This is a genomic window from Pedobacter psychrodurus, from assembly GCF_004331735.1.
Lineage (GTDB): Bacteria > Bacteroidota > Bacteroidia > Sphingobacteriales > Sphingobacteriaceae > Pedobacter > Pedobacter psychrodurus.
Map to the genome: position 1 here is coordinate 200,207 of NZ_SJSO01000003.1, position 14,295 is coordinate 214,501.

Below are 14,295 nucleotides of genomic sequence, written 5' to 3' on the forward strand. Positions count from 1 at the left end.
AGGAAATGTTATTTTGCTGAAGTATATATTAAATAAATTTACATCGACAAGTTTGCCTTGAAGTGAAAATGGTATTTAAATATGTTATTTGCTGTGATTATAGATGAGATTGTCTCATTTCGAGATATCTCTATACCTTAGCAGTTATAACTTCAATATCGCTGAGTCTCTATGATAAGAATTCAGAAGTCCAAATACTCGGTATTTCTGTTAACATTGACTACCATTTTCTGTAAGTCATCGTAAATTGCTTATGAATGCTATCTTTTAATTCCGTTTATAGTTCTTAACAAATTTGTCTAAGCTATTACATGCTCAAAATAAAGGATTAAAATTGCCTTGCAGAATTAGTATCATTTACAACAAAGGTTTTAATCTTTCCACTAAGTTTGATCATTCCAACCACAGATGTTTTGTTTTTAGCATTTCGCCCCCCTTGTGTTACATCAATTTTTATGATATTTTAATATAATTATGGAATTTTCTAAGCTTAATTTTAAAAGCCTTGATTTTTTGTACATTGTGTGATTATATGGAAGAATTTTTTCACTATCCGGATGATGTCATCTTTCATGGTGATGACAGTCAGGGCTTCACTTTTTTACAGGCGAGAACGCTAAACGATGACAATGAGAAACTCAGAAAACTACAGATCCGTTTAGAGAGATATTATCTGAATGGATTTAAGCGGTCCAGACATGATTTCAACATCTCGGTTATGAGCTGCATAGGTCTGGAAGTATTGGGCCAGGTAATGCTTGGCTTTGATGATAAAGGGAAAACGGTGGCAGATAAGACCTTGCAGGTTTATAAGTGGCTCGATCCCATTTTGGAGCAACAGACCTCTGCGGTTTTCAGAACCAACTATAACCTGAAAAGAAACTATCCCAATCCAGCCGGGATTGATTTCGCTCAGGGACTTTTGACTTATGCCGATATATTTCGCAAGGGGCTCAGAAATTCCTTTAGCCATACCTACCGCTCTTTGGGTGTTTTTTTAGATGATTCACTGACCGAGCTGGTCAAGGTTGATGAGCATGAGGGCCTGCTTGTTATCAATGGCAGAATGCTCAAAATGGCGCTCTTGCGTGAATACCGTGAAAAGTTTAAATCTGCAATCAATAATACAGAACCAGAACACCGTCAAAATGCCCTGCGGTATTTTGAACTTTTGATCAGGTAATATCAGGGCTATTACATGGTCAGATCATTACAGGGCAGGCCTATACAGCTAATTCCTAATGCTATTGCCTCTAAAATCGTTGATTTTCCTGCACCATTGTTTCAAATGATTACAGTATTGTTGAATGGATGTTCTGGCCTGGGAGCTAAGATGATTTCTAGATCCGAAAATCGCCCAACATTCTCTAACCTGACTGATTTAAGCTTCATTTATAATATTAGTTCTGAAATGCCTGATGGTAAATTCTGTTTGCTCAAAAATAGGAATTTTTTTGCGAAACTCTGTCCCTGCAAAGGTTTGGAGCAATAGTCGTACTGACACATATCCAAACGTAAATTACGACTGGCAAAAGACTATCGCCATATTATAGATAAATCGAAAAATATATCGGCAGGATCTATTGATACTATATTGTGGCTAAAATATTTGAACTTATCTTTCTGATGATTTCATTGTTTGGTCAATGGATAAAAAGGATACCTTGATGAGGTATCTATTTTAATAAGTACCGTTCTAGAGCGGTACTTAAAACAGTTCTTAATCACAACATTTGTTTACGAAAATTTCTTAAATGAAAAATCAGACAAATGAAGAACAAGAACTGATTGCTCAGTTAGGTAAACGCCTCAAAAAACTCAGATTACAAAAGGGATATACCAATTATGAGCATTTTGCTAATGAGCATGGGATCTCACGTACCCAATATGGACGTTATGAAACTGGAGACAATCTAAAGTTTCTCACCTTATGTAAAATTCTTAAAGGTATGGATGTTTCATTGAAAGATTTTTTTGAAGAAGGCTTTGAAGACGATTAGTCTCAAAATTTCATTTTCAAATAAAATGCTTTATGAATTTTAAACAATATCTGGACACGCTAAAGTTATCCTCAAAAGACGCTATTGTAGACGGGGAGGAGGATTCGCTAAGTGACCTTAAGAAATATCTGCATATTGAAAGAAATGTGGAGAAAGATCTAGTCAATCAGCTCTTAGCAGCTCAGCAGGCAGAAGGATCTCAACTTATCTTTTTAATGGGCAATGTTGGTGATGGTAAATCACACCTGATGGCCAAAATGTGGGAAGATCATCCGCAATGCATGGCTGAGTTTAATGTTTATAATGACGCTACAGAAAGCCTCTCTCCAGACAAAACCTATCTTGAAAATTTGGATGAAGTCTTCCTGCCTTATACAGATTCAGCCCTTGAAAGCCCTGCTTCTGCCGTTAAAACCATTATAGCAATCAATCTTGGTACGCTGACGAATTTTCTGGAAGAAACCAAGTTGGATTTTGTTCGATTGCGTGATTATATCGTTAAAAACCAGCTTATTGAGCGGAAGGTGCGTTTCGATGAGCCTTATAAAGACACGGCCTTTCAAGCCTTAAATCTGACTGATTATCATATTTTTGTTTTGAAAGTTTCCGGCATGGAATGTCAGGTACTTACATCCATCATTCAAAGAATTACCGCAAAAGATGCTGCAAACCCATTTTATTCGGCATACCTTGAATATTATCAAAACCATCCGCATACTGATCAATGCCCGATAAAATATAACTATGATCTTCTTTCTTCTCCCGTGGTTCAGCAAAGTCTGGGTGAGTTGCTCGTAAAGATTGTACTGTCCGATAAATTGATCGTTTCGGTAAGACTGTTGATGAACTGGATTTATGATCTTATTGTTTCTCCCACATTCTCAAGTTTGTCCCTTGAAGAAATTACCGATCGAACAGGCTTAAGAGCCTTTGTCACGGAGTTTTACGATCATAGTCTTCCCAGTTTATTATTTGATAGCAGCAGCACATCATTTATCTTAAAATCCATCAGGGCCCATGAGCCTGTGAGTACCAGTAATGAAGGATTGGAAATGTTGATGATCAAACTGGGTACAAGTTCATCTCCAGTCAATTATTTTCTTCAGTATAACCTGATCCCGGAAGATGGTATCTTCTCTCAGTTGATCCCTTTAATGGATATTAAACAAAAGCTTCCTTTGTTCCTTCGCTTACATTTTCTGTTGAAATCGGATCTTGGAGGTGGCGTGAACGATGATTATTTTAGGGATTTTCTCCATAATTTATACTGGTTTAACCTTGGTGATTTCATCAAACTTTTACCTCTTTATGAACAGGTGAAATATGCTGTATACCACTGGAACGGTACCGCTGCCCAGGATCATATCAATCTAAATATCGGCAAAAAGCAAAGCGCATATAAAATCAGCCAAAAAATGGAGTTGGACCCATCACCTGTAGATATTGGAAAATCCACCTCACAGGAGATGCAAAAATTCTGCGAATACCTCTTGGTCGGATTTAAGATTTCTCCAGAGGGATATTCGGAGCTAGAAATCGATTATAATCTCTATCGGCTGATCAGAAATATCAATAAGGGTTACAGACCCAACAGAATTGATAAAAGCGTTCATCTGAAGTTTAGTCAGTTTGTCGAACGGCTCACCAAATACCGTTCACAGACTAAGGAACTCACCATTCAGGAATTTACTGGAGAGATCCGGAAAAAATTCAGTCTCCAGTACACACCAGGTTTTGAGCATTTTAAATTTATTGAAATAGAATGAGATTCAGATTAAATAAGGATTTATTGGTTAAAAATATGTTCAATGGCGATAAGCTGAGCCATTCGCCCGGTAACAGTATCAGGCTGTTTCCTTTTGTCGCGAACCGAAAGGATATTAAACTTGTAACTGATGATCTAAAAGATTTTAGGGGTATTGCAGGGGCATGTTTTAGGGAATGCCTCCAGCTAAACCAAAGCAATATTTTCGACAAAACAACTTTCATTAATGATGTCTGTGAGAAAGCGAACGCAAAGGATAACCCGGATCTTAAGGAGCTGATAGAAAAAATGGCCTTCAACGAAAAGGGACAACTTGTTTTATTTGATACCCAGATCTATCCATATGTCCGTAATGGAAACGTTAATAAAACCCTCAACGATATTGCCAAATTTATTATTGCGATATATTTTGACGAAGATGATCGCGCCAGCCTTAAGAAGCTTACCGACAGCGATCCAGAAAATCTTTTCTATAAACTTATTCTCTCCTGTATCAAAAAGCCTGAACCAGGAATAAACAATCTGGAACCTTATTATCAGGCTTCATCCGACTTGAGAAAACAGTTTAAAAATGATCTCCATACACTCATCAGTGATAAAGACCTTTTTGTTGATCAGTTCCATCAGCTGATCAAGTTTTACTTTTTTAAATACACAAGTGAACTGGCACTGCGCCTTAACATGTTTTTTGGTGAGGAGCCTGCTCCGCTTTACTTTTCAGTAAAATGGGAAAAACTCCAGGGCGCGCGCGCATCATTGAAGTTTGGATGGGATCTTTTTGAAGCAAATATTTCTCCGCTCTTTTCTCACGTTATTGTTTTGGAATTAATAAATTATATAGATGGATTCGCAGAGCAGCCTGTAGCATACCGCGAGATTAAAGAGATTGTTTTACATCTGGATGCCCAGGAACAGGATAATTTAATGGTCTGTATCGATGAAGTTATTGAACTTTACCGCTTCGGAAAACAGGACGTTAACTGGGATAACTTTAGAGAAACTATCCCATCGGCCGAACAAAATCCAATCCTTGCAAAGATCAGGTTACTCTATCAGATGATCGAATACCAGTTTGAAGAAAGTTCCAGGGGACGCGCAAAGCTGGCCTATCAGGAGTGGCTATGGGAGTTTACAAAAATTAATTTTACCAAACCAAGGGGGAAGTGGGGAAATTCACTGGCCCTTGGACAGGAATATGTTTTACTCCTTACGAGGCTTTGCGTAGGCAGCAATGAAAAAATCCGCTTAAAGGATCTATGGGCAGGTTTCCAGGCCAGGGGAGTGCTGTTGGACAGCATCTCACGCGACCACATTATCCAGTATTTTGATAAAATCAATCTATTGGAAAAGAAAAGTGATAGTGGCGACGCTCAATATATCCGTAAATTCTCTCAAACCCTTGCTTAGATATGACCGATCATATATTTTATTACATTTCAGAAGTTGTACTCAATTATTTCAAGAACGCTTACATTCAGCCCGGTGAACGGTACCATATCCGATACGAGCAGGAAGATCAGGTAACTGATCAATATAAAATTATGGAGAGTACGGCCACAGACCAGGGTTATGAGATAGTTCCTTTTGAGTTTCATGGTTATGAATCATATGCTGTACAGTTCAATCAGTTTAAACTTATCATAGCTGCAAATACTCCTGGCATTGCTGTTGATTTTCTTACTGGTCTGCGTAACAGGGCTGGAGATAAAAAATTTAAGCAGTTTGCCGATTCAGCTATTCTATTTATACACGATACTTCCCTGGACAGCATTGTTGGAGGAGTCAAAAGTTTAGCCGATGCGGGAATGCCTTTAAGTTCAGCTTATATCAAAACGAATACTAAAGAACGTATTGCCAATGATGATCATTTTCAAAATTTTCAAAAGGCAGTTTTAAGCTACCGCCTCGAGCAGGTTGGTGAAACCAATGATGACAGCTACTCACTTTTTGACTATAGTATTTTCCTGGAAATCCTGGGTAAAAGAACTTTAGATGCTGGTGATTATAAAGCATTGGGGCTGTTTACTGACAATGCTTTATATAAAGAGGACTCTGAAGAAATGAAGAAACGCCTGGAGCAAAATGATAAATGGTTTGAAGAAATTCACCAGGCACATCAATACGGAACACCAGAGAAGATTCTTGAAAAGACCTTTAGTCCCAAGGGGGTAGAAGCCTTGTCCAGTACCGATTGGCTGGACCATGATTTTACCGAGCTTGAAAAATTTAGGGATGAGAAGGATAAGATTCAGGATTTGGAATATATTCCCGATGCCCGGCAGATCACAGACGACCTTATGGTTCTTTGGGATAAAGGTGAGGGTGAAGGAGAGGGGCAGACGAAAGCGAAGAAAAGACTGAGGCACCTGATCGTATTCAATTCCGAGCTGCACCATCGGATAAATATTTCATTAACTTTTGACAATAGGCCGAAAAAAGATGGGATCGCGGGCGAAAAATTTAATATCAATCCTGCAGAACTCGATATCAACGGTAAAAGGATTTTATGGAATATTCAACTCTCAGAACCTGAAAAACCTACTTTAAAGCGCTTTAGCTATGTTCATCCTGGTGGAAGTGCAAGGCATGCTTTTACTTTGTTAATTTTACCTTTCAGGGAACACCTTATTGCAAACGTGAAATCCAGTTACCATTTACGTGTAAAGAACAAGGCATGGCATATTGAACTGGAACCCCATGAGCGGATTACACTTAATTCCGGACAGGAATCTGAACTCAGGAATATACTTAAAAAGGATGCAAGCTATATTCTTACCTCGGACCAGACGTTGGTATTGGATGCCAAAGACCTGCAAACCGAGCAGGAACAGGAAGAGGTCAACTTTAAAATCACCTATGGTCAGGCAGAACTCCCGATAAAACTGGCTTTGGAAGTAAAAAAGCCTGAATATATTTCGGGAAAGGAGCTATGGAATAGTAAGTTGTCTGGTTCGGAGTCTTTTAAGTATAATTCCTCTTTGGATGCAAATAAAGATAAGGAGGTGGTAACACTTTCCCGGGCAACAAGTGTGTATTACCCTTTGGATGATTTTCGTAGGAATTTACGCTACGAATCAATAATGATCGCAAGTGGGGAACTGGCTTTTTTTGAGCGTAATGATGAATTGCTGCCAAATAGTGATGTTGTTTTTAGCGAAAAGATCATTGATGCTTACAAAAAAATAATTGGCTATTTCAGAATCAGGGAATTGCTTCCGAGTCTGACAGTTCCAGATGAGGAGCTTGTGGATTTATACAAAGAATATCTGACCCTCTTTTTAGAATTACTTTCTTCGCTCGAAGAAGATAAGGCATTGACAAAGGAAGAACACGATCTGATGAGGATCGGAACCATTGAAATGCTGGACGGAGAAAGGTTATTTAAATTTTCACCCCTTCATCCCTTAAATATTGCTTACCAGCTCAGGGTAAGGGAAGCCCTTGGTGATGACCAGCTATCCGATTACATGTCTGAAAGATTGCGGCCTGTAAATCTGGTTCCTTATGTAAAAGGGAGAAGAAAACCAAACGATGATGCTTATTTCTATTACCAGCCCTTTGAACAGGACCATTCAGCTGAGTGGCTATATTATTGTTCTGAGGAAGTCTCGTCACAACAGGTTACCAAGCATTTCGTACCGGCATTGGTCCATGAAAAAATCGAGCAGTTTCTAAAACATTTCCGGGCATTATTTTTAAGTGAAAGGGCATGTTTAAGGATTAATCTTTTTAACCAGGGTGATGCCAAGGAAATATTGCTTGGTATTTTTCAATTTTATGCCAGGTATTTCCGCAGGGAACAGGGTAATGCAGATGGCGCTCCGAGAATTGAGATCACCATTTACGGTTCCAAGGGTTATATGACCAAATTTGAGGAACTAACTTTATATGATGATCTAAAAACCCTTGAACAGGCTTTTAAATTTAAACTCTCGGCAATCAGTGATCCAGAGGAACTCTTGGATCTGTACAATAGAAAAGTAACATTTTTTAAGATTGATGATGATCAAAAGGATTATCATTATGCACATTTGTCTTTTTACCAGTTTTCGCCCGCAGAAGTAAAAAAATCCGCCAATAATATGAGGCAGGTACCGTCAGGTATTAGTCTTGGGGGATTGCTCGCTGACGTTCCTTCAACCTTTGATCGTGAGGCTTTTAGGACAGGGTTTGGAACCGAAGGTATCAATATGCAGCAAAATGATTTACTTCGTTTTGCCGCTTCTTTCAATGCGTTGGTTAATGTGACCAACTCGGATCATCAGTTTAACTCTTCAAATGCGATAGCATTGGTGATCAATAAAAAAGCTAGCAAAGGGCTGGAACGGGTTTATGAGAAATCCCAGTGGGTGACCTTTATCGAGCCCAAAGTTGACCTGAGTTTTTTTAAATCCTATAAAGATGTGGTCATTATTCACTATAGTGATCAATATAACAATGCTAGTGGGTACGATGCAATTACCATTACTGGTAAATGGGATCCTTATAAGGTAATTATTCAGGAGGTATTCCGCGAGGAAAAGATAGACCGTCCTGATGACAAGGTCATCCAGATCATTGGAATGTTCAATGCGATCAATGGAGGATGGCTGTTGACTATGAACAGCCTGGGTAAAAACAGTCCTTACTACCGGATGGAAAAACTAAGTCTTTTAAGTGCAGTTAAAACTGCAATGGCTTTTCTAAACCACCCTGATATCACCTGGGTTCCTATATCCATGGAAGAAATCCTACGTGTTTCCGGCGCAATTGGCCTGAGGAAAGGTGATGGGCTTTTTTCGGTCAAAAACCTTGGTGAATCCGGAGAACACAGTGATGATTTATTGATGATCGGGTTGGAAAACAAAAATGGGGAACTTAAAATTCACTTTTATCCAATAGAGGTCAAAATAGGAAATGTGGAATCCACAATGCTGGAAAAGGCAAAAAAACAGGGGCTAAATACTGTAAATCTCATCCGTAGGTTTCTCTTTGATAGCGAAAAGCTATCTGCACAGATTTACCGTAATTTTTTCGTCAAACTGATGCTTATTGGCGCGAAGAAATGTGCACTCTATGATATCTGGCCCGAATATAATTCCCGATGGGCGGAAATTGACCAGCAAAGACATCTATTGCTCCAGGATCAGTTTGAAGTAAGTGCCGGTCTGGATCCAGCCATCAACAAATTTGGTATAATTGCTTTTAAATGGAGTTCAAGCTATTTACCGCGATCAATACAATTTCAGGATGATGCAGCAGTGATCACCCTGCTAAAAAGGGATGGACTGGATTACCTTTTACACGATATGGAAACCTTAAACGAATCTTTTGCTAACGGTTCAATCCCGCCGATTGATGCTGAACAGCTTTTAAGGTCACGTTATCCTGATTTGGCGGTATCATCTTTCGTGGAACCTAAGACAGACCAGTCAGTACCTGTTGTGCCGGAACCAGAAATTTTAGAGAGCGAACCAGCCGTTGCTGAAAAACTTATTTTTAATAAGCTTTCCCATCAGGATGTGGAACTGGCTTACCTGGCTGTTTATGAAAAATTAAATTCAATAGGCGTAGGCATTTCTAAGCAACTGCTTTCTGAAATTAATTTTATTGAAGGTCCTGCGTTTTATCGCCTGGAGATATTGCCATTTGCAAATACTACAATCAAAAAAATCAAAGGTCACGTAGATGAACTGAATATTGCATTAAAGCTCCGTGAGGGCGAATCAGTAAGGGTTTTTAGCGATCTGGGTAAAGTGTGGCTGGAGGTTCCAAAACAGGAGTCACAAAGGGTCGTGGTTACCACAGCACACATCTGGAGTTCTTTTGAGAAAAATGACGATTTCAGGGTGCCATTTGGAACAGACATTGAAGGGCAGGTACAAAGCATAAACTTTTCTTCCAGCAATTCTCCCCATTTGCTTCTGGCCGGTACAACTGGCTCCGGAAAATCGGTTGTCTTGGATACCTTGATTCACAGCGCAACAAGATTTTATACACCAGAAGAATTACAGATATTTCTGATTGATCCCAAGGGGAATGAACTGATCGATTTTCAACGTCTGTCCCATGTACCTGAACCAAATGGCAGATCTTCTTTGGAAGCAATTTCCCTGCTCACCAAAGGAGTAGAGGAAATGGAACATCGTTACCAGATTTTTACAGAAGAGTGGAAGAACACAGGAAGGGCAGCGAAAGACATTATCGAATACAATCATATGGTGGAACAGGACCGAAGAATTCCTCGTTGGTTGATTGTATTGGATGAATATTCCGATCTACTGGATGAGGATCCTGCAAACAAGGTGACTATAGAAACACTGTTGAGACGCTTGGCGCAAAAGGCACGGGCAGCTGGAATTCATGTGATCCTGGCTACGCAAAAACCTTTGGCAACAATAGTCAGTTCGGCAATCAAATCAAATCTGCCCGGCGTCATTGCACTTCGTGTAAGGACAGGGATGGATAGCCGTGTGATATTGGACGACCAGGGTGCTGAAACACTTTCGGGGAAAGGGGATGCCCTTTTTAAGAACGGAAGTGGGGTTATGATCAGGGTACAATGCGCGATATATGTAAGGTAGTTTCCCACATTTTGAAATATTCTGAACATTGTGACATGGGATAAACAACATATATATTAAATTTGCAAGACAATACCGTATTTCTTATTGCGGTATTTTCAATTTAACGAACCGAGGCGATGGCATTAGATATAAGATGGATAATTTCGGAAATCAAGGATCAATATCTTGGAGATGAAAATCCAAGACCCTGGATCATTGGTTTTTCCGGCGGTAAAGATTCCACAATGTTATTACAGGTGGTATGGCTGGCATTGCTCCAGATTCCTATAGAACTCCGTACGCGCAGGATCTTTGTAGTTTGTAACGACACATTGGTGGAGAATCCCAAAATTGCGCAGTTTATTCACCGTACTCTGGATGCGATCCAGACAGAAGCAGCCAGGCAGGGATTGCCATTAACTGTTCATCAGACAACGCCTAAACTTGAAGATACTTTTTGGGTAAATTTATTGGGCAAGGGATACCCCGCGCCGAACAATTCTTTCAGGTGGTGTACAGACCGACTGAAAATTAACCCCACTACCGAATTTATTAAATCGACAATCAGTGAAGTAGGTGAGGCAATTATTCTTTTGGGTACCCGGAGTGATGAAAGTTCGTCCCGTGCAAGGAGCATCCAAAAAAGTAAAATACATATAAATGGCGAACGCCTTCAGAAACATGTTCTGCCCAATGCATTTGTATTTGCCCCAATTAAAGAGGTGCTTACCGAGGAGTTGTGGCCTTATTTACTTCAGGTCAATCCACCTTGGGGCGGAACACACCGCAATCTGATTACCCTATATAACAATGCAACAGGAGGTGATTGTCCCCTAGTGCTGGATAAGACTACCCCGAGCTGTGGCAACAGCCGCTTTGGCTGCTGGGTATGCACGGTTGTAAAAAAGGATAAATCAATGGATGCCCTGATCGATAACGGGGAGGAATGGATGGAGCCACTGGCGGATTTTAGGGATATGTTACAGGATAACCGCAACAACCGGGAATGGCGCCAGAAATGGGGAAGGAATGAAAATGAGGAAGATGAAGATGAAGAGCGCTGGGGACCTTACATTCCTCAGAAACGTGCAGAAATGCTTCAAATCCTTTTGGAAGCGCAGCGGGAGGTACAAAAAACCGAAACTGACCTGGTCATTATCAATTATCAGGAACTGGTAGCAATACAGGTAACCTGGCACCGCGATTCGATCTTCAACTACAGTGTGGCTGAAATTTACAATAAGGTTTATGGTACTGATTTAGACCGTTCTGATTTTAACAATCAGGAGGTTTTTGAAAAAGAAATCCTTAAAGAAATCTGCGATAATCAACAGGATTTTGATTTGATCAACGAACTTCTTGAAATCCAGAAATCCAGATATATTCTGGTCAATAATTATGGTCTACATCATGATATTGAAAATCATTTAGAAAATCATACCCGATTAAATAAGCAATAATGTTTATTGAGCAAATTATATTTAATAATTTCAGGGTCTATTATGGCAACAACCCTGTTGTTCTGGCAGGTGATAAAAACCGCCATATTTCAATAGTTGCAGGTAACAATGGATTTGGAAAAACATCTTTCCTGACCGGGTTAGTTTGGGGACTGTATGGAAAGTTAATTGTAGATGTTGATCTAAGGTATCGGCAGGAAATCAGTGAATCTGGGGGGTATAGAAGGTATTGCGAGAAACTAATGAATAAACTTGCAATCAGTAGTACCACTGAGCAGATTTCGACAAAAGTATTTAGCGTAACCCTTAGTTTTACTAAACTCTTGATTCCTTCTGTTCCCTGTGAACAGGTACAGATCAAACGATCTTATAATATCGAAACAGGTCAGGAAGATGTAGAAATCCTGATAGATGGAATTACGAATGAACTAACCAAAAGTGTTGGTCCGGAAATATTTATAAATGATTTTATCCTGCCCAAGGAAATTGCCAAGTTCTTCTTTTTCGATGCGGAAAAAATTGTTTCCCTATCGGATATTAAGACCGCTGATGAAAAGAAATTTCTAAGCCAGGCCTATGCTGAAGTGCTGGGCATCAAAAAATACACTGATCTAAAGGTCAACTTAGAGAATGTAAGAATGAGGCTCAGGAATAAATCTGCAAGTAAAAGCGATCGGGACAAACTTTCTAAACTACAGAGCCAGCTTGTCCAGAATGAAAAACTACTTGTTTTAAACCAGGATGAAATCAGCGAAAAGTCAGATCTTTTGGCTCAGAAAAGAATGGTATCCGACCGGTATCAGGAACAATTGATCCGTGAGGGATCTGGAATGACCATCGATCAGTTCAAGGCACTCCGGGAATCCCAACAGGACCTAGTTGGAAAACTTTCCAAAACTAAAACATTGTTCAATGATCTTCTGGAACTTGCCCCATTCGCCATTGCTGCTGCAAATGTGCTCAAGGTAAAAAAACAGCTCGAAACCGAACTCACACAGAGCGCAATGTCCCAGACACTGCTTACCCAGAAGTTCGGTATGATCAAATCCCTACTCGAGTCCCAGTCGGAAGCATTGGAAATTCCTGCAGGAAAAAAAGGCGCATTGCTGCAATTGATTGAAAGAACTTTGATGCCTGATTCTAATATAAACCATAAAGCACTTTTAGACTTTAGTTCCGATCAACAGAATAGGTTCCTGAGCATTTATGATAACCTTATTAATTCATTCAGCAAATATTTTAAACAACTCATAGCGGACCAGAAACGGATCCAGAGTAATTATAATCTGGTTAATCGTAAATTACAGGATGCCGAATCCAAGGAAAAGGATACTGTAGTGAGTGCGATACGTCAAAAAAAGCTTCAGGCGGATGCAGAAATCATACAGTTAGAAAATGATATTGACAGGCTTCAGGCACGTATTTCTGGATTAAACACAGATAATCAGTCCCTTTTAAGACAGACTTCAGAACTTTCCAAACATGTTAGACTGGAGGATGCGGATCATAAAAAAGATTTGGTCGCAGAGCGGACAATCAATAACCTGGACCGGTTTATCTTAAAACTAAAGCTACAGAAAAAAACTTCCCTGGAAAACAATATCCATACTGAGCTGAATAGGTTAATGCACAAAAGTAATTTCGTTGGCAGCGTGAATGTAAGCATTCAAGGTGATTTGATCGACATTGACCTCTTTGATCAGCATAACCAGTTGATCGAAAAAGATATGTTGTCAAAAGGGGAGCAGCAGCTTTATGCTACAGCATTATTAACTGCTTTGATTCAGGAATCGAATATTCATTTCCCTGTATTTATTGATAGCCCCTTACAAAAGTTCGACAAACAACATTCAAAAAATATCATAAAAGAGTTTTACCCCCATATCGCAGATCAAGTGGTGCTGTTTCCATTACTTCAAAAAGAACTTAATGAGGAAGAATATCAATGGTTGCTTCCACAGGTTGGGCGGGCTTATCTGATCGAACAGAATGTTAAGTACCAATCAAAATTTACGGAAGTAAATCCAAATGAATTATTTTTGCATCTGAACCAAACCCTGAATCATGTTTAGCAGTATCAAAACTTCAAGGGCCAATAAGGATCTGGTGACCAAATTGACCAACAAGCTGAATTTAGGTGCTGAGAATGTGATCGCCAGGTTGGCATTTACATATTCCCTGTCCCAAGAGAAATTAATGGATCTTTCACAGATCCAGGATTCCTCAGGTAAAGAGTATAGTGTGAAAGTTCTTTTTGGCGACTATGCCGAGTTCTACGTAGCCTTGGTCTGTGTGCACTATGATATCTATAAAACCGACAAGGATATTTCAAGATATATAAAAATGCATATTGACGATGGATTGCAGGGTATTTATGATGAGGTAGAGAATAAAAATTCTATCTCTGGTAATGATTTTATGATCAATCAAGTTGAAATTGGGCTTAGACATCTGGTAAGCTAAGACATCTGTAGGGAGGGCTATCAATTTCCCTTCAAAACAGGATATTCAGTTTATAGTTTACG

8 protein-coding genes are annotated in these 14,295 nt (G+C 39.4%); all 8 read left to right on the top strand.

Annotated features, from left to right (window positions below; translation table 11 throughout):
• Positions 1 to 532 precede the first annotated feature (532 nt).
• Entirely contained in the window at positions 533 to 1,183 is a 651-nt protein-coding gene (locus EZ456_RS04390; RefSeq protein WP_131527682.1) for a hypothetical protein, read from the top strand.
• A gap of 571 nt (positions 1,184 to 1,754) precedes the next feature.
• Positions 1,755 to 2,000, top strand: coding sequence for a helix-turn-helix domain-containing protein (locus EZ456_RS04395; RefSeq protein ID WP_131527684.1), 246 nt, complete (start codon positions 1,755 to 1,757; stop codon positions 1,998 to 2,000).
• A 32-nt stretch (positions 2,001 to 2,032) separates the two neighbouring features.
• Positions 2,033 to 3,766 carry a DNA phosphorothioation-dependent restriction protein DptF gene (gene dptF / locus EZ456_RS04400; protein WP_131527686.1) on the top strand — a complete coding sequence of 578 codons (1,734 nt, stop codon included), beginning with the start codon at positions 2,033 to 2,035 and terminating at the stop codon, positions 3,764 to 3,766.
• The gene (gene dptG, locus EZ456_RS04405) at positions 3,763 to 5,172 is read left to right on the top strand and encodes a DNA phosphorothioation-dependent restriction protein DptG (protein WP_131527688.1); all 1,410 of its coding nucleotides are present in this window, start codon (positions 3,763 to 3,765) and stop codon (positions 5,170 to 5,172) included. Before dptF ends, dptG begins: the two co-directional genes overlap by 4 nt.
• Positions 5,173 to 5,174: 2 nt before the next feature.
• Positions 5,175 to 10,328: a DNA phosphorothioation-dependent restriction protein DptH gene (gene dptH / locus EZ456_RS04410; RefSeq protein ID WP_131527690.1), complete on the top strand. Its 5,154-nt coding sequence runs from the start codon at positions 5,175 to 5,177 to the stop codon at positions 10,326 to 10,328.
• 119 nt (positions 10,329 to 10,447) lie between these two features.
• Complete coding sequence (gene dndC / locus EZ456_RS04415) at positions 10,448 to 11,770, top strand: DNA phosphorothioation system sulfurtransferase DndC (protein WP_131527693.1); 1,323 nt, start codon at positions 10,448 to 10,450, stop codon at positions 11,768 to 11,770.
• Positions 11,770 to 13,842: an AAA family ATPase gene (locus EZ456_RS04420; RefSeq protein WP_131527695.1), complete on the top strand. Its 2,073-nt coding sequence runs from the start codon at positions 11,770 to 11,772 to the stop codon at positions 13,840 to 13,842. Before dndC ends, EZ456_RS04420 begins: the two co-directional genes overlap by 1 nt.
• Positions 13,835 to 14,233, top strand: a complete 399-nt coding sequence (locus EZ456_RS04425) for a DndE family protein (RefSeq protein WP_131527697.1) — start codon at positions 13,835 to 13,837, stop codon at positions 14,231 to 14,233. The genes EZ456_RS04420 and EZ456_RS04425 overlap by 8 nt, the downstream gene beginning before the upstream one ends.
• Positions 14,234 to 14,295: the final 62 nt, after the last annotated feature.